Source organism: Enterococcus sp. OL5 (assembly GCF_006491895.1).
In the GTDB taxonomy this organism is placed as follows: domain Bacteria; phylum Bacillota; class Bacilli; order Lactobacillales; family Enterococcaceae; genus Enterococcus_D; species Enterococcus_D innesii.
Map to the genome: position 1 here is coordinate 473,433 of NZ_VHIL01000001.1, position 17,269 is coordinate 490,701.

The following is a 17,269-nucleotide window of genomic DNA, read 5'->3' on the forward strand; positions in this document are numbered from 1 at the left end:
CTATACACTGATTTTGTAACCGTATTCAATGAATATGAAAGAGCTTACTAAATTTGTCCAAAAATAGAAAAAAGTTACAATACCTTTCTTTTTTGAAAGCGTTTATAATAAAGAAGAGATATAGGGGGGATACCATGACGATTTTACGCACGGTCTTAGTCGTTGATGATGAGGCAACGATCCGAGATGGATTGAAACATATGATACGTTGGGAGCAAGAAGGGTTCCGTCTCTTAGGCGATGCAGCGAACGGGCAAGAAGCATTGGCGCTGATCCATGAGCTGAATCCCGACATCGTAATCACGGATTTGAAAATGCCACAAATGGACGGCCTTCAACTCACAACGATCATTCAACAACAATATCCAGAAGTCCATTTTTTGGTCTTGAGCAGCTACGATGATTTCCAATACGTCAGTCAGTCTTTTAGAAATGGTGCCGTAGATTATCTTTTAAAACCGACACTGACACCGACACTCTTGTTGAAAACGCTACACAACATCTCACAAAAGCTGTCACATACAAAAGGCTCCGTGACTGAGGAGACGCAACTGCAAGAATCGTTGAATCGCTATTTAGCAGGGTATGAAGAACCGTTGGCTCCTTTGGCGGACTACCTTGCATTGGATCAGCCGCAACAGCAAGCCCAAATTTTGACCACCAATTTTAGCGGCTTTCGTGCCAATGATCAGCTGCTGCATGCGTTGACAGAATTTACTCAATCACAACCGCAGGTAAAGACGCTCTTTTTTCAAACCAGTAACAAAGATGCCGGCTTAGTGATCAGTTATCCAGAAGGAACGGATGTTTATTCCTCCTTGAAAGAAACATTGGAGCAATTGCGTTTTACCGAGCCAGATGCCTTCTTTACTCTCAGTGTGCCCTTTCGAAAGATTGAACAGTTACGGGATCATTTTGTGACGCTTAAAGCCAAAAGCCAAGGACAATCGTTTTTTTATAAACGACAACGGCTGGTGCTAGAACAAGAACTCTTTTTGTACATTGAAAGTGATCGTTTTGATACCAAGAAGTTCTTACGGGCTTTGTTAGACAACAACTTTTTGCTAGGAATCACCAGAATCGAGGAATATTTAAATGACATGATCTTATCCAATGTCGATCCGACATTCTTAAAACAGCAGGCCAGCAGTATTTTTTACACGTTACTTTCCCGCTTGGAAGAAGAATTCCCCACTGCTCCACGCTTTAGCCGCTTAAAAGCTGAATTTTTGCATGCCATCGGTCACGTGCAGTATTTGGAAGATTTTTCTGATTTGTTGTTGGCGACCATTGATGATATTCGTCAACAGCTGACGACCTTATCACCATTGGATGAAGATGATCTACTCGTTGCGATTCAGCGCTTTATTCAAGACAACTACACCAAAAGCCTGTCTTTGTCTGAACTAGCTGAAACCTTTCACTTTAGTTACACCTATCTTTCGGCTTTTCTTTCTGCGAAACTGAAAATGAGCTTTTCTGAGTACGTAAAGAAAACCCGCTTGGATAAAGCCAAAGAACTACTGACACAATCTGATCTGAACCTATCTGAAATCAGTGAAGCGGTCGGGTATTCAGATATCAGCTATTTTTCTCGCATCTTTAAGAAAGAATGTCAGGTCACCCCATCGAAGTATCGGCGGTTGAATCAATTATGAAAATCAACCAATGGATTCAGAAAAATGAATTATTCAGTCGGATCTTCCTCTTTGTTGTCGTCGGGGTCATCAGTGTTTGTCTGCTAACCGTCATCGTGATCTATGGCCGTTCGAAAGATGCCTATGTTGCCTCGTACCAAAGCTCCAATCAGCTACTGCTGGAAAAAATCCAAGAAGATTATGAGCGTCTGAACGAGAATATCCATCGGATTTTTGATATCGTCGATGAAAGCAAAGCCGTTGAAACTTACTTAGAAGGCGACATGAATCAAGGCCGTACGATTTTAGAATTAAACGAGCAATTAAAAGACACTCGCTCTTTGTTTCAAGACATCCCCTCGAATTTAGTGTTGATTGGGGTCAACGGGGGCACTTTCTTTCAAAACGATGCGGTTCGCAATCAATCGGTGGATGAGTTTCTCGCCAGCGCCTTTGTTCAGCAGATCAATGACAATGACGCCATCAGTCAGTATTATTTCTTGGACCAAGGCTTAAGTACCTCCACCAGCGACTCCCCGGGCTTGATGTACGTGCGCAAATTAATGAAAGAAGAAACGATTTTCGGCTATGCCCTGATTTTCTTAAAGGAATCTGATTTTTCTTCGATCTATCGTCAACTGTTAGATACCAGTCTTCACTCGATCTATATCGTCAATGAGCAAAATCAAATTCTTTCCACTTCTGATCCGAGCCTTTTAGGCAAGCCGTTTGAAGATCGTCTCGTCACGGTCAAAAGAGATACTAGCATCAATCAGCTGCCCCTTTATTCGTATCATTTTACTTTTTACGATGTTTTGGATGAATCGCATCTGGTACGCAATATGAATCTGATCAAGCCAGCTCTGTTGATTTCTGTCGTCAGTATTTTACTCTTTAGTCTGCTGGCATTTTGGATCATCCGCAACATCACCCAACCGATTTACCAGCTGATCGCCAAACTGCCGGCGGTCACACAAGGTGATTTCAGCGATAAAGTCACCATCAACGGTACGTATGAAACGCGAGAATTGGGGCGTGCCTATAACTTGATGCTGGAGGACTTGGAATCTTATGTCGATCATTTAATGGTCACAGAAGCTGAAAAACGCAAGTTCGAGATTCGTTCACTGCAAATGCAGATCCAACCGCATTTTGTCTACAACACATTGACCGCTATCAAGTTTTTGATCTGGCAAAACGAACAAGAAGCCGCCACCCAAGCGATTGAAAGCTTTGTGCAATTGTTACGGCACACCTTTAACCGCAAAGAGATCGTCCCTTTAAAGGATGAGCTAGCGATCGTGGAAGAATACCTCGTTTTAATGAACGTGCGTTATGGCAATCGCATCCAATCGACGATTTTTTCAGAAGATGGCTGTGAAGATATTCTCGTACCGAAAATGATTTTGCAACCGATTATCGAAAATGCCTACTTGCATGCCTTTCCCGAAGAGGATTCAGGATTGATCCAGATTTTTTCTCGCGTCAGTAAGGAAGGCCTGAAAATTGAGATCATCGATACGGGCATCGGGTTCAATGAAGAGCACCCAACTAGCACCGCCAACCACTTTGAACACTATTCGGGTATTGGCTTAGACAATATTGATCAGCGTATCAAGCTACTCTATGGGGAAAAATATGGATTGACTGTAGAATCACGCATCAACGAAGGAACCACCGTTCGCTTGCTGCTGCCGATCCAACGGGAGGAATCAGAGTAATTTCTTTCATTAAATAACAAAAGCGCCAACAGAACCAGACTGCTTCCATGAGCAGTTCTGTTCCGCTGGCGTTTCTTTACTTAATGATAATCGTTAGTTAACTGGCTTAAGCCAAATCTTCTCCATTTGAGGCAATCACTTTTTTGTACCAATAAAAAGATTGCTTCTTGCTGCGGGCTAATGTGCCATTGCCTTCATTGTCGCGATCGACATAGATATAGCCATAGCGTTTCTTCATTTCTCCGGTTCCTGCTGAAACCAAATCGATACAGCTCCATGAAGTATAGCCCAGCAGTTCCACACCGTCTTGGTCAATCGCTTCTTTCATCGCTGCAATATGCGCACGTAGATAGTCGATGCGATACACATCATTGATTTTTCCATCTTCGTTTGGTGTATCCACCGCTCCTAGACCGTTTTCGACGATGAAAAGCGGTTTTTGGTAACGATCATAAAGATCATTCATCGTGATCCGCAAACCAAGCGGATCAATCTGCCAGCCCCATTCCGACGCTTCTAAATACGGATTTTTAATGGTCGGGAACAAGTTGCCTTCCGTTTTCTCAACACCGGAATCTTCTGAAGCAGCGACCCGAGAGGCATAGTAAGAAAAGGAAATAAAATCGACGGTATGGGCTTTTAATAAAGCCGCATCTTCGGCGGTTCGTTCCAAAGTGATTCCTTTTTCCGCTAGCATCTTCAAACCATAATTCGGATATTCTCCTCGTGATTGCACATCGATAAAGAAATAGTTGCCGCGATCGCTTTTTTTGCTTTCCCAGACATCTTTCGGATTGCAGCTGTAAGGATAATAACTAGCCGCTGCCAGCATACAGCCTACTTTGTTTTCTGGATCGATCTCGTGGGCGATTTTCGTTGCCAACGCACTAGCGACTAATTCATGATGAGCAGCTTGATATTTAATTTGTTCTTCATTTTCGCCTTCAGCAAAGGTCAGCCCGGCACCAAGAAATGGGGCATGCAAAATCATATTGATTTCGTTAAAGGTCAGCCAGTACTTCACCAATCCTTTGTATCGAGTGAAGATCGCTCGACAAAGGTTTTCATAAAAGGTGATCATCTTACGGTTGCGCCAACCGCCATATTCTTTGATCAAATGGATCGGACAGTCAAAATGCGTGATCGTCACCAAGGGTTCGATTTGGTATTTGCGGCACTCTAAAAATAGTTCTTCATAAAAGCGCAAGCCTTCTTCATTAGGGGTTTCTTCGTCCCCCTTCGGAAAAATTCTTGACCAAGCAATCGATAATCGATAGGTTTTAAAGCCCATCTCCGCAAACAAGGCGATATCTTCTTTGAAATGATGGTACATATCGATCGCTTCTTTGGCTGGATAGAAATACCCTTCTTCAAAGGCAAGCATCTCACGCTTGCCGGTAATGACTGCTCGGCGGTCCTTGCCAGTCGGAATCACATCGACATTGGCAAGGCCACGCCCGCCTTGATCAAACCCGCCTTCACATTGATTAGCTGCTGTTGCACCGCCCCATAAAAAGTTTTCTGGAAATCCCATGTCTTATTCTCCTTTTTTTAGCCGATCACTTTGATGATTTGATCGCCAAACGTAATCGGACCACTGTTTGCCGTCAAAATGTCCCCCACTTCTGCACTGTTGGTGATAACGATCGGCGTGATCACTGGATAACCTTTTTCTTTGATAAACTCAATATCAAACGTAATCAAAGGATCGCCAACTGTCACTTTTTGTCCTTTTTCTACTTGATAGGCATAGCCTTCGCCATTCAATTGCACTGTATCGATCCCCACGTGAATCAGCAGCTCAATGCCTTCCTCACTGGTCAATCCAATGGCATGTTTGGAATCAAAGACTGCTGTGACAGTCCCGTTGACTGGTGCTAGCACTTCTCCGACGGTTGGCTCGATCGCTACCCCTTGTCCAAGAATTTCTTCTGAAAACATGCCGTCATTGACTGCTTGTAGGCTTTTCAGTTCCCCTTTTAAAGGTGCTTTGATCTCCGCGCCGCTAATTTGATGGGTTGGTTCTTGTTCTTTGTCTGCTGGTGTTGCTTCAGGTGCTTCTTCTGTAACAGGGTCTTTGTATAAGAATAATGTCGCAATAAATGTGACCACGATACTGATTGCCGCACCAATGCAGGCATTGGTCAAATGACGTAAGGTGTCATCGCCGATATAGCTTGGCAAAGTCAATAGGCCCGGTGAACCGCCTGAGAAATTGCGGACACGCATGATTCCCATAAACAGACCCCCAAATCCGCCACCGATCATTGCTGCATACAAAGGTGTTTTAAACCGTAAGTTGACCCCATACAACGCTGGTTCAGTGATGCCGAATAGACCTGTCAGACCTGCAGAAAATGCCAATTGTTTGATCGTAGAATCTTTTGATTTGAAACCAACGCCGATTGCTGCAGCCCCTTGACTGACGTTTGAAGCCAGCATGCCAGGATAGATCACTGTGTCATAACCTGTGGTCATTCGATTGTTGATACCGATAGGAACCAATCCATAGTGGGTACCTGTCGCCACGAACAATGGGGTGAAGGCACCGATCAATAATGGAACGATCCATGGGCTAACCGTTTCTAAGGCTTGGATCCCTGTAGAGATCGCTTCACTGATCATGTAGCCTAGAGGGCCTAAAGCAACTAATGCGACTGTCCCTACAACGAAGATCGTTAGCAACGGTTTGCTAAAGAATTTGATTGCTTTTGGTGAGACTTTATCGGCAATCGGTTCAACGTAAGACATAAACCAAACACTTAAGATGATTGGAATCACCGATGATGAATAACTCACTGGTGAAATCGGTAAGCCGAACAAATGGATGCCGCCGCCTGCCTCATTGACTGCTGTCACCATCGCAATAAAGTTCGGATGGAGTAAAATTCCCCCCACCATCATAGCTAAATACATATTGGCTTTGAATTTTTGTGCAGAAGAAGCAGCCAGCAAAATAGGCAAGAAGTAGAACGCAGCATCTGCCATAAAGTTTAGGATTTGGTAACTTTGACTTTCTGCCGTCAAAACATTAAAGACCACCAGCAATGAAAGAACTGCTTTTAGCATCCCAGCTGCTGTGATGGCTGGCAAGATTGGGGTGAAGATCCCGGTGATCGTATCGATGACTTTTGCCACACGTCCGCGATCGTCTTCTGCTGTTTCTTGGTCACTGTTTAAATTGGTTTGGGCAGTGATTTCGTTGTAGACATTGCCAACATCACTGCCGATGATTACTTGGTATTGCCCACCTTTATTGACCACACCCATGATGCCTGGTGTATGTTTTAAGGTACTTTCTTGTGGTTTGCTGTCATCTTTCAAGTTGAAGCGCAAGCGGGTCGCACAATGGGTCAAGCTTTGGATATTTTCTTCCCCACCAACATTGGTGATGATCGTTTTTGCTAACTCTTTGTAATTCATGTCGTTCCTCCTATTTTGGTCCTTCGTTTGCTTTTCGTGTGTCAAAACATAAAAAAATACCTAAACGAACCCCTTGGGAGTTCATTTAGGTATAGCCTGCCAATCCAGTAACAATCCTAAGCACTTGTTATTCGTTTGATGTGTATAGTTAAATAGATCAATTCGTCTTCTTCTAACGGTCTACCGAACTCTTTGTTGATGTAGTCGCTGATTTTCAGCGCACACGCATATTCCTTCATATAGCGGTCTTTCAACATAAAAATAAAACTGCCGGTTCCTGCATCATCGAGCTTTGTTCCGCTGAATAAGCGCTGGACAAAAAATTTCAAATGGGTCACAAAGCGTTCGTAGTTCAATGAATACTCATCAAGCTCCATTGAAAAATGATATTTGACGATGTTTAGGATATGCTGAATGATCTTCGCCATTTCCGATACTTGACTGACCTGCGCCATATCCAACTCCGCATTGACGATGTGTAGCGCAATGAAGCCGGCTTCATCTTCCGGCAGCTCGATCGCCAAGCGATTTTTGATAATCGATAACGCTTCTTTGCCAATGAGGTATTCATGGTTATAAAAACGCTTAATTTCCCATAGCAAGGCATTTTTGATTTCCATGCCGTTTTGATAGCGCTCGATAGCATAATTGATATGATCGGTCAGCGTCAGAAACAATTTTTCGCTCAATTTTTTCCCAAGGGAAACTTTTGCAAAACTGATGATCTCATTCGCTGCTTGAATATGTTCGATAGGGATAGAAGAAAGTAATTGGGTTAGTTTTGTGACATTCCACTCTTGCGTACTGAGATAGACTTTTTCAATCTTGGTATCGTCGATCGCATCGCCCGGCTTTTTCTTAAAGCCTAAGCCTTTACCCATGACGACCAATTCTTGTTTTTCCTCATTCTCAGAAATCACAATGTTGTTATTGATCACTTTTGTTACGTTCATTTTAACGACCCTATTCTTCTTTAGATTTCTTCACACAAAAAAATAGGTATAGCCCGCCTAAAGCGGTAACAATCCTCAGAGCCAGTGTAGCATGAGAAAAATCACTCGTCAATGGGGATTTTTAACCGCTTGTTTTAAAAGCAGAAAACAGCGCTGCTGCCATTTGAGTCTTTGGCAGAACGCTGTTCACTGGTTTATGGATCACTAACTCTCTTTGTGAGAGATGAATTAGATACGATTTTCGTGGTCAGCAGTTTTGACTAAGTTTGCTCCCACCATACCACCGATTGACGTAAGAACGAGTCCTAAGACCATTGCCACAAAGCCCCAAATGGATGCTTTAGCTGTTGCATCACTTGCTTCTTCCGCTTTTTGACGAGCGTCTTCCACTGCTTGGTCAATGTCTTGTTTGGCTTGTTCAAGATTTTGTTGTGCGTTTTCGATTTGTTTTTGTGCTTCATCAGAAGCATCTTGTAAGCCGTTCACGATATTGTTCGTTGCTTCTTCCGCTTCTTGTTGGCTTAGATCTGTGTTTTGAGCCACTGCATTTGAGATTGCTTCTTTATCGACTGAATCACCGATCGTTGTAGCACGATCTTGCAATTTACTTGCTAAATCATCAATGATTTTATCAGCATCATTTGGATTCGTTGCAATGTCTTTGCCGGCATCTTTGATGTCGTTCGTCGCATCAGACAATTGATTTTGCAAGTAGTCAGGTTGCAATTCCGGAACATCGGTATCTTGTAAAACATCATTGACATTCGCTTGTAATTCATCTGTGTTGACGTCTTCCATGTTTCCTGTTATTTCATCGAAGGCTTTTGAAGCGACATCGCCAGCACCTGAGGCAACTGTTTCAACGCCACTGCCAACAGCAGAAGCAACGTTTCCTAAAAGTGAACCGACTACAGAAAATGCACCGATCGTTAAGTAAGAGAGCATAACCATCATCACGATCATACTGGTTGCCCATGTTAAGAAACCATGAACCAATCCAACACGTCGAGCCGCCACACCTGAAACAAAACCTGCACCGAATAATGCCAAGACAAAGGTAATGACTGTCCAAATCAATAATCCTGTACCCACACCATCTAATGGATTATTTGATGTTGGTTCCACCAAACCAAAACCGATTGCTGAGCCGATCATTGACAGTGTCATGAACAATGCGATAAATGTTACGACCCCTGCAAAGATAGACCCCCAAGACAAATTGTAGCCTGCCTCCCGCTCATCTGAACCTAAATAATTTCTGAATCCTCTTTTCATCATTACATCCCCTTTTTGTTTTTTTAACCTGTATTCAGTCTAACAACTGATTGTTTTTTTATCAATCAACTCGACTTGCGCTATCTTTTTGTAAGAAAAATGAATGATTCTGAATTATTTGACTATTTATTAAAATAAAGCAAAAATTCATTCGTGTATTTTAACTAAAAAAATCTTTTCACGCTCTTTCTTTCGATCACAAGCTTGTTTCTCACAGTCTTCTGCTGATTCGTCATTTTGAAGCTAGCAGGGTTTCACTAGAGAAAAAACAGCTCTTCTCAATGTGTCACAAATGAGTAGCGATCACAAAAAAACACCTTCGCCCGAGGCAAAGGTGGTTGTCTACTTATTTTTCTTCATATAGTCGATCTGGCATCATGTTTTCCATAAAACCCCAAACGCCGTTTTGTAATACGAGTTCCTCACGTTCGTAAGTTGAAACCGTGGTGCGGATCAACTCATCTTGACCGTCTAAGACTTTTTGTCCCCAATGAGGATCGATCAACAATGCCCGACCCACTGCAACAAAATCTGCATGTTCTAGCAAGCCCGCGGCATCTTTCGATGTACGAACATCCCCTACACCAATCAAAGGAACTCGCTGAGCGATTTTTTCATAGACATACGCCAACATCGATTTTTCTTGGTACGCTTTTGAAATCGATTTGCGGGTATAATCCGCAAGAGAAATGTGCAGATAGTCTAATCCTTTTTCTGCCAGTTGGTCCACTAAGAACAACGTATCTTCAAAGCGAATCCCTGGTTCTTCGAATTCTTCCGGTGAAAACCGATAACCGACAATAAACTCCTTCACACCTGATTGCTCCACTGTTTCCAACACTTCATCGACAAGCTTCTCAATAAAACGATAACGGTTCTCTAGTGAGCCACCCCATTCATCGGACCGACGATTTGAGTGAGGAGAAAAGAATTGTTGGATCAAATACGTATTGGCTCCGTGGAGTTCTACGCCATCAAACCCCGCCTTGATCGCCCGTTCGGTAGCTTTTTTAAAGTTTTCAATAATCGCTAATATCTCATCCACCGTAACTTCCCGGGGAACTTGGGCATTTGGTCGTTCGGCAGCAACCGCGCTGGCAGAAATCGGTTGTGTCCCTCGTAGGACCGAGTCATCCGTCATCCGACCGGCATGAAAAATCTGTAAAATGGCTTTGGTCCCATTGGTTTTGATGGTGCTAGCCAATTTGCTTAATCCAGGTAAAAAGGCATCGTCGTAAGCGCCTAATTCCCCTTCCCAGCCTTTGCCATCTTCTTGGACATTGGCTGCCGCTGTGATGACTGCTCCGACTTCCCCGGAGCGTAAGCCATAGTATGCCAACTCATCTTTCGTAATCACCCCATCAAAGAAGGACATCTTGGTCGTCATTGGTGCCATGATGATTCGATTTTTCAACTGCAATCCGCGCTTAAATGTTGCTTTATCTGTTACATTTCGCATGGGTTTCCCACCTTTTCCATTGGATTCATATCGCTTTGTAGATCTGATTGGCTTGGTTTTCTAAGGAGATCCTTAAAGCAAATTGGTGCATTTTCTTCTCTTTTGCCAAAATATACATGCGCATGCATCTATATTACAAAAGAATCAAGGAGAAAACAAGTGAAACCTTCGTTAGTCCATCATTTCCTCCAAGACTTTTTCAAAAACGACTTTTGATCGCTGCAGTTTCTTTTCCCCTAATTGGGTCAAATCAATATAGATCCCTCGCTTATCATTTTGACAAGAATGCCGTTCAATCACACCGCACAGCTTGTCTTCCATGCGCATGATCATGCGTGACATCGCACTTTGACTCAAATCAAAATGAGCGATCAAATCATTGAGGCGCATGCTATGATTGGGGGTCTTTTCTAAGTAATAAAGTACGTAATACTCATTCAAAGACAGATTGCTTTCTGCTTTGAGAGCTTGCTCCAAGCGAGCTTCAATCGCTTGATGCTGATTCGTAAAGGCTAGCCATTGCCCCATCCGTTCTTTTTCCATCCTCTTCACCACCCATTCTTCTATACCAAGGTATTTTAATCTAGATCCCTGCGTTACGCAAGCCGCCAGAAAGCTTCGCCAGTATGGCTGACACTTTATTATACAAAACTAGCCAGCTGCGGCGGACGTTAATGAGTTTTTTATGATAGCAAGGATGAAATATTAAGCAAAAACTTCCTGTTCTTTCTCAATATTCTATACTACAATAACTTTAACACCGAAGAATATTTCAACACTATATCAGCAAAATTGTGCATTCCGGCACAATGATTTGCTTGTTTTAGATGTTCTAGTATTCTAAGGAAAGGATGAAGCAAACGATGAAAAAAACAATTTCTTTGATTGGGACACTAACACTCGTCAGCTTGGGGCTTTTGACAGGCTGTAACAACGAAAAAGATACTGCTCAGTCAACAAGCGAGCTAAGCCAGAGTCAGATATCTTCTGAAAGCAAGCAAAGCACGACGACGCAAACGACTGAAAGTAGCTCTTTAGCGTCAACAACTACTTCAAAACCTTCGACCACAAGCCAGCAATCGACGAACCACTCTGATTCGAGTCAAACGACGGCAAGCTCACCATCCATCAACGAGTTTCCATATGCCGTTGATCTTTCCCAATATGGCCCTTCACTGACTTTTTATTTCCATGGCGTCAATGTACCAGATGCTGTCACGATCAAAAATACGAGCCCATTGATCATTTCGATCGGCGACAGCACAAGCTATGAAGCACAAGTTGATACGATCGCAACAAAAGAGATTCGCGTATTTTCTGCGAAAAACAATGAGATTCGCACCGTAAAAGTGAACACTCAGTTGACCTTTTCGAAAGGGATCACTTCCAATGGAAATCCTGATTTTAGCCACAACTTGTACCTATTTACAAATAAGGAGGGTGGTCTGTCTTTGATCACGCCGAATTACGCGGGGAATGTCAGCGATGACCAACGCGATGTGATGTTAGAAGTACTTCAATAAACGAAAAACAGGGAAACGAAGCGTGCTTCGTTTCCCTGTTTCGTTACCCAATCATTACAGTTTCATCAGGATATTTGTAGCCAGCTTCTTGTTTGTTGGCTTTTTTCATCAATGAAAAAGCAACGGTCATGATGCCGACTCGACCAATGAACATCAAAAAAATAATCAGTAGTTTGCCAAAAACCGACAAGTAAGGCGTCAACCCCATGGTCAATCCCACGGTTCCAAAAGCGGAAAAAACTTCAAAGGCAATGGTTGGTAATCCAAAGTTTGGGGTTTGCGGCATGCGTTCAGTAATCGACAATAAGAAAATCGCTACGAAGCATAACGTCAAAGTAAGGAAAAACAACGTAAAGGCACGCGATACGGCAGATTCTTTGATCGTGCGACCGAACACCTCCGCTCGACTGCGCCCTTTCAATAAGCTGCGGATCTTGATGATCAAGACCGCAAACGTCGTTGTCTTCAATCCCCCAGCAGTGGATCCAGAGGTCCCACCGATATACATGAAAATCATCGTCAACATCAAGCCTGCTTGACTCATTTGTCCGTAATCAATACTGAAAAATCCAGCAGTTCTTGGGGTGACCGCTAGGAAGAGGTATTGGAAAAAACGTTCAATGACCGAATCACCCGTGATCAACTGTGAATTGGCTTCGGTCAAAAAGAACCCTGCCGTTCCAAAAACTACCAAAACGATCATAGCGATCCATGCCAAGCGGCTATGCAGGGACCGTTTTTTGGACGCCGTATGCAGGAGATCGAACCAAACGAGAAACCCAAGACCACCGGCAATGATCAAGAAACTGATGACCCCCAATACAAACGGGTCGTTTTGAAACCCTACCATGCTGTTGCCGAACAAATCAAACCCAGCATTACAAAAGGCCGAGATCGCATGAAAAACACTGTACCAAAGGCCTTGCTCCCAACCAAAACGGGGCACGAATGCAAAAGCCAGCAAAATGATCCCGCTGACTTGGATCAAAAAGGCGATCCGAATCAGGTACCATGCCAAATGGATCTCTCCAGACATCCGATCCAGATTCAATGATTCCCGCAAAATCATCCGGGTACTAAGATGGACTCTTTTTCTCGCCAAGATGTAAAAGAATACGGGAATCGACATGAAGCCGATCCCACCGATCTCAATCAGCATCAGCAAGATCCCTTGGCCCCAGAGGTTGTAATGGTCGGCTACTGTCAAGGTCGAAAGACCCGTCACGCAAACAGCCGATGTGGCAGTAAACAGCGCATCTAAAAAGTTGGTGCCTTCACCACTTTGGGTGACAGCCGGCAGCATCAGCAAGCCGGTTCCTGCCAATATCAGCAAAACGAAGACCAGTGTGACGATCTGCGGAATCAAAAAGCGTTGCGATGCCAGCTTTTTTTTCAAACGATTTCTTTTTTTCATTTTCATTTCCTTTGACCTTTTGCAAAAACGAATGGCTTGATAATCCTAGTTTATTGCAGTTGTTTTTCATTTATCATACCATTTTATTTTGATTTATTCTTCACTTTGATCATTCTGGTTACGTTTGCTCGTTCATTTTCTTCCAGCCGCATTTTGATTCCATAAATGGCTTCTTCCAGCTCGGGAATCGTCAAATATTCTAGGGCATTGAAGCGTCGGCGCGTACGTTCGATTTCCCCTGCCATCAGTTGACAGGTCTTTTCGATTTCCGTTAGCTCCAACAGCTTCGGCATGACGTCGGTAAAACGGGCGACCGCATGATCTAACGGAACATTCGAATTCAAAAAGCCATACTCGATCGGCGCTTGCATCACCGTATCGTCATAATCAAAATGCATCACTGGCACTTCCACACTCATGATATTTTTCGTGGATAACTCAAGGGAGACCTCAGTTGCTGGTAAAATAAACATTTCTTCAATGTATTTTTCATTGATCGTGGCATTGGCTAAGCGAAATGCCTTCATGGCACGCTGCAATTGTTCTTCTACTTCTTTACGCAAGTGGTCATTCTTTTTGATCAATTCAATAAATTGACGCATGAGTTCGTCTTGTTTGTCTTTTAATAATTTGTGTCCGCGTTTGGCTGTCGCCAATTGTTTGCTGAGGCGCGACAGCTCCATGCGGGTTGGATTAACGGTTTTTTGCGCCATTGTTCTCCTCTCCCGGTAAGTATTCCGCCAGTAAAGCATCGCTGATCCGCTTCAGCTCGACTTTTGGCAGCATCGCCAACAATTCCCACCCTAATTCCAAGGTTTCGATAATCGAGCGGTTGGTGCGATACCCTTGGTTCAAGTATTCATTTTCGAAGCGTTCCGCAAATTTGGCATAGGTTTTATCTACTTCCGACAATGCCGATTCTCCTAAAACGACTGCCAATTCCTTGGCTTGCTTTCCTTGAGCATACGCAGAAAACAACTGGTTCATCGTTGCGGCATGGTCTTTACGTGTTTTGCCTTCGCCGGTCCCTTTATCTTTTAACCGTGACAATGACGGCAAGACATCGATGGGCGGCTGGATGCCGTTTTTATACAAATCACGAGACAAGATGATTTGTCCTTCGGTGATATAGCCGGTCAAATCGGGAATCGGATGGGTTTTGTCATCTTCTGGCATGGTCAAAATCGGCAGCTGGGTCACTGAACCTTTCAAGCCGCGAATCCGTCCCGCACGTTCATATAACGTGGATAGATTGGTATAAAGATACCCAGGATAGCCACGACGCCCTGGCACTTCACGACGAGCAGAGGAGATCTCCCGCAAAGCTTCACAGTAGTTGGTCATATCCGTCATGATCACCAAGACATGCATGCCCTTTTCATAAGCCAAGTATTCGGCCGCCGTCAGTGCCATTCGGGGAGTAGCGATCCGCTCGATCGCTGGGTCATTGGCTAGATTCATAAAGACGACAGAATGGTCGATGGCGCCCGTTTGACGAAAATCTTCCATGAAATATTCAGCTTCTTCAAAGGTGATCCCGATGCCAGCAAACACAACAGCGAAATCATCTTCTGAATTCAACACTTGTGCTTGACGCGCAATTTGCGAAGCCAATTCTTTATGAGGCAGACCAGAACCAGAAAAAATCGGTAGCTTTTGTCCCCGAACGAGCGTATTCAAGTGGTCGATCGATGAGATCCCCGTTTGAATAAACTCATCAGGATAATCCCGCGCTGCTGGATTGATCACTTCGCCGTTGATGTCCATAAATTTTTCTGGGACGATCTCTACTCCGCCATCTTTGACCCGACCTAAGCCGTCAAAGACTCGTCCGATCATTTGCTCGGAAACGCCTAATTCCAAAGGATGTCCTAAAAAGCGGACCGCAGATTCTCGCAAATTGATCCCGCCGGTTCCTTCAAAAATTTGGACCAACGCTTTGTCTTCTTGAATCTCCAGTACTTGTCCTTGCCGCGTTTCGCCGTTTTGCATGCGGACTTCGATCAACTCTTCATATTTGACACCGGAGACGCGGTCGACGGCCATCAATGGTCCGACGACTTCTCCAATCGTTTTATATTCCTTGATCATCGGTGCGGTCTCCTTTCTGTAAAATTTCTTTCATCGTTGCTTTGATCTCTTGATGCAAAGCAGGAATTTTTGCTAATTCCGTTTCAGGCAAGTACTTCATGCGTGCCACTTTGTCTCGCAATTCTTCGGTTCCTGCATAGATTTCTGAAAGATACGCACCTAGTGTCAACGCATCTTCTGCTTCTTTGTAGAGCAGCAAGATCGTCTCCAGCATTTTGAACTGCTTTTCACGAGAGGTAAACGTATCAACGTCGTCAAAAGCGTTTTGCTGCAAGAAATCTTCTCGCAATGATTTGGTGGTTTCCAGCAATAACTGATCTTTTTCGGACAAAGCGTCGATGCCGACAAGTCGAACGATCTCTGACAACTCAGATTCTTTTTGCAGCATCCGCATGGCTTCTGTTACTTGTTTGGACCAATCTACTTGCATTTGTTGGTCCAAAAAGGCACCCAATTCGTTTTCGTATAAAGAATAGCTCTTCAACCAATCGATCGATGGAAAATGACGCTTTTGCGCTAAGGTGGCATCTAAGCCCCAAAAGACTTTTACGACCCGCAACGTATTTTGGGTAACTGGTTCTGAAATATCGCCGCCTGATGGTGAAACGGCGCTGATGGCAGTGATGCTGCCTTCTTGATCAGAACCTAAGCAAATCGCTTTTCCAGAACGCTCATAATACTCTGCCAAGCGGCTGCCTAAGTAAGCTGGATACCCTTCATCCCCAGGCATTTCTTCCAGACGCCCAGACATTTCTCGAAGTGCTTCTGCCCAACGTGAGGTAGAATCCGCCATGATCGCCACGGAATAGCCCATGTCTCGGAAGTATTCCGCAATCGTGATCCCAGTATAAATCGACGCTTCCCGAGCGGCTACTGGCATATTGGAGGTGTTAGCGATCAACACGGTTCTCGCCATTAAAGATTCACCACTACGAGGGTCGATCAACTCTGGAAACTCGTTCATTACATCGGTCATTTCATTGCCGCGTTCGCCGCAGCCGACATAGACGACCAGGTCGACATCCGCCCATTTGGCGATTTGGTGCTGAACGACAGTCTTCCCTGCACCAAAAGGTCCTGGAACGGCTGACGCCCCGCCTTTAGCAATTGGAAAGAAGGTGTCGATCACTCGCTGGCCAGTGATCATCGGTTCAACTGGATTCAGTTTTTGCTTTACTGGACGGCTATGACGAACGGGCCATTTTTGCAGCATCGTGAAAGACCGTTCTCCTTTGGGTGTATCTAAAATATAAATCGTTTCATCAATCGTAAATTCCCCAGCATAAACAGCCTTGACTGTTCCTGAAACGCCATGAGGAACCATGATCTTGTGATTGATCAACGGTGTTTCTTGCACGGTGCCGATGACCATCCCGGTACTGACTACTGCGCCGACTCCGACTGTCGGTACAAAGGGCCACTTTTTCTCATGATCCAACGCAGGCAATTGCACCCCACGCGTCAAGAAGTTACTTTGGGTGACAGACATGAAGGTTTCTAAGGGACGTTGGATGCCATCAAACATTTGTGACATGATCCCAGGCGCCAATTCGACGGATAGCGGTTCACCGGTGGTTTCGACTGGTTCACCAGGTCCGATCCCAGACGTTTCTTCATAGACTTGGATCGAAGCGACGTCGCCGCGCATTTCGATGATCTCACCGACCACGCCTAAATCTCCTACATAACAGATATCTTCTAAACTTGCATGGCCCATATTTTTGGCTAACACCAATGGACCAGATACTTTAATAATTGTTCCTTTTTCCACAA

13 protein-coding genes are annotated in these 17,269 nt (G+C 44.1%); 3 read left to right on the forward strand and 10 right to left on the reverse strand.

Annotated features, from left to right (window positions below; translation table 11 throughout):
- Positions 1-134 precede the first annotated feature (134 nt).
- Both FJU10_RS02165 and FJU10_RS02170 read left to right on the forward strand, forming a co-directional pair.
- Positions 135-1,658, forward strand: a complete 1,524-nt coding sequence (locus FJU10_RS02165; RefSeq protein WP_140965043.1) for a response regulator — start codon at positions 135-137, stop codon at positions 1,656-1,658.
- Positions 1,655-3,358, forward strand: coding sequence for a sensor histidine kinase (locus FJU10_RS02170; protein ID WP_140965044.1), 1,704 nt, complete (start codon positions 1,655-1,657; stop codon positions 3,356-3,358). The genes FJU10_RS02165 and FJU10_RS02170 overlap by 4 nt, the downstream gene beginning before the upstream one ends.
- A 106-nt stretch (positions 3,359-3,464) precedes the next feature.
- Here FJU10_RS02170 and FJU10_RS02175 read toward each other — a convergent pair whose 3' ends face one another.
- The 6 genes from FJU10_RS02175 to FJU10_RS02200 form a co-directional block, all read right to left on the reverse strand.
- Entirely contained in the window at positions 3,465-4,892 is a 1,428-nt protein-coding gene (locus FJU10_RS02175; RefSeq protein WP_140965045.1) for a 6-phospho-beta-glucosidase, read from the reverse strand.
- Positions 4,893-4,909: 17 nt separating this feature from the next.
- Positions 4,910-6,781, reverse strand: a complete 1,872-nt coding sequence (locus FJU10_RS02180) for a beta-glucoside-specific PTS transporter subunit IIABC (protein WP_140965046.1) — start codon at positions 6,779-6,781, stop codon at positions 4,910-4,912.
- 116 nt (positions 6,782-6,897) lie between these two features.
- Entirely contained in the window at positions 6,898-7,734 is an 837-nt protein-coding gene (gene licT, locus FJU10_RS02185) for a BglG family transcription antiterminator LicT (RefSeq protein WP_005234912.1), read from the reverse strand.
- A gap of 228 nt (positions 7,735-7,962) precedes the next feature.
- Complete coding sequence (locus tag FJU10_RS02190; RefSeq protein ID WP_179190655.1) at positions 7,963-9,009, reverse strand: hypothetical protein; 1,047 nt, start codon at positions 9,007-9,009, stop codon at positions 7,963-7,965.
- Positions 9,010-9,355: 346 nt separating this feature from the next.
- Entirely contained in the window at positions 9,356-10,468 is a 1,113-nt protein-coding gene (locus FJU10_RS02195) for an NADH-dependent flavin oxidoreductase (protein WP_077452704.1), read from the reverse strand.
- 171 nt (positions 10,469-10,639) lie between these two features.
- Complete coding sequence (locus FJU10_RS02200) at positions 10,640-11,011, reverse strand: MarR family winged helix-turn-helix transcriptional regulator (protein ID WP_140965047.1); 372 nt, start codon at positions 11,009-11,011, stop codon at positions 10,640-10,642.
- 320 nt (positions 11,012-11,331) lie between these two features.
- Here FJU10_RS02200 and FJU10_RS02205 point away from each other — a divergent pair, with 320 nt between their 5' ends.
- Positions 11,332-11,991 carry a hypothetical protein gene (locus FJU10_RS02205; RefSeq protein WP_140965048.1) on the forward strand — a complete coding sequence of 220 codons (660 nt, stop codon included), beginning with the start codon at positions 11,332-11,334 and terminating at the stop codon, positions 11,989-11,991.
- A 43-nt stretch (positions 11,992-12,034) separates the two neighbouring features.
- Here FJU10_RS02205 and FJU10_RS02210 read toward each other — a convergent pair whose 3' ends face one another.
- The 4 genes from FJU10_RS02210 to FJU10_RS02225 all read right to left on the reverse strand — a co-directional run bounded on the left by FJU10_RS02210 (position 12,035) and on the right by FJU10_RS02225 (position 17,267).
- Complete coding sequence (locus tag FJU10_RS02210; protein ID WP_140965049.1) at positions 12,035-13,411, reverse strand: TrkH family potassium uptake protein; 1,377 nt, start codon at positions 13,409-13,411, stop codon at positions 12,035-12,037.
- A 77-nt stretch (positions 13,412-13,488) separates the two neighbouring features.
- Positions 13,489-14,118: a V-type ATP synthase subunit D gene (locus FJU10_RS02215; RefSeq protein WP_140965050.1), complete on the reverse strand. Its 630-nt coding sequence runs from the start codon at positions 14,116-14,118 to the stop codon at positions 13,489-13,491.
- A complete protein-coding gene (locus tag FJU10_RS02220) occupies positions 14,099-15,496 on the reverse strand; it encodes a V-type ATP synthase subunit B (RefSeq protein WP_010747828.1) in 1,398 nt (465 codons plus the stop codon). The genes FJU10_RS02215 and FJU10_RS02220 overlap by 20 nt, the downstream gene beginning before the upstream one ends.
- Positions 15,480-17,267, reverse strand: coding sequence for a V-type ATP synthase subunit A (locus tag FJU10_RS02225; protein ID WP_140965051.1), 1,788 nt, complete (start codon positions 17,265-17,267; stop codon positions 15,480-15,482). The genes FJU10_RS02220 and FJU10_RS02225 overlap by 17 nt, the downstream gene beginning before the upstream one ends.
- Positions 17,268-17,269 lie beyond the last annotated feature (2 nt).

Bases quoted from the DNA above. Each gene is read 5' to 3' on its own strand.
- licT (WP_005234912.1), bottom strand. From the start codon at position 7,734: ATGAACGTAACAAAAGTGATCAATAACAACATTGTGATTTCTGAGAAT.
- FJU10_RS02205 (WP_140965048.1), top strand. From the start codon at position 11,332: ATGAAAAAAACAATTTCTTTGATTGGGACACTAACACTCGTCAGCTTG.
- FJU10_RS02170 (WP_140965044.1), top strand. From the start codon at position 1,655: ATGAAAATCAACCAATGGATTCAGAAAAATGAATTATTCAGTCGGATC.
- FJU10_RS02165 (WP_140965043.1), top strand. From the start codon at position 135: ATGACGATTTTACGCACGGTCTTAGTCGTTGATGATGAGGCAACGATC.
- FJU10_RS02200 (WP_140965047.1), bottom strand. From the start codon at position 11,011: ATGGAAAAAGAACGGATGGGGCAATGGCTAGCCTTTACGAATCAGCAT.
- FJU10_RS02215 (WP_140965050.1), bottom strand. From the start codon at position 14,118: ATGGCGCAAAAAACCGTTAATCCAACCCGCATGGAGCTGTCGCGCCTC.
- FJU10_RS02190 (WP_179190655.1), bottom strand. From the start codon at position 9,009: ATGAAAAGAGGATTCAGAAATTATTTAGGTTCAGATGAGCGGGAGGCA.
- FJU10_RS02220 (WP_010747828.1), bottom strand. From the start codon at position 15,496: ATGATCAAGGAATATAAAACGATTGGAGAAGTCGTCGGACCATTGATG.
- FJU10_RS02195 (WP_077452704.1), bottom strand. From the start codon at position 10,468: ATGCGAAATGTAACAGATAAAGCAACATTTAAGCGCGGATTGCAGTTG.
- FJU10_RS02210 (WP_140965049.1), bottom strand. From the start codon at position 13,411: ATGAAAATGAAAAAAAGAAATCGTTTGAAAAAAAAGCTGGCATCGCAA.
- FJU10_RS02180 (WP_140965046.1), bottom strand. From the start codon at position 6,781: ATGAATTACAAAGAGTTAGCAAAAACGATCATCACCAATGTTGGTGGG.
- FJU10_RS02175 (WP_140965045.1), bottom strand. From the start codon at position 4,892: ATGGGATTTCCAGAAAACTTTTTATGGGGCGGTGCAACAGCAGCTAAT.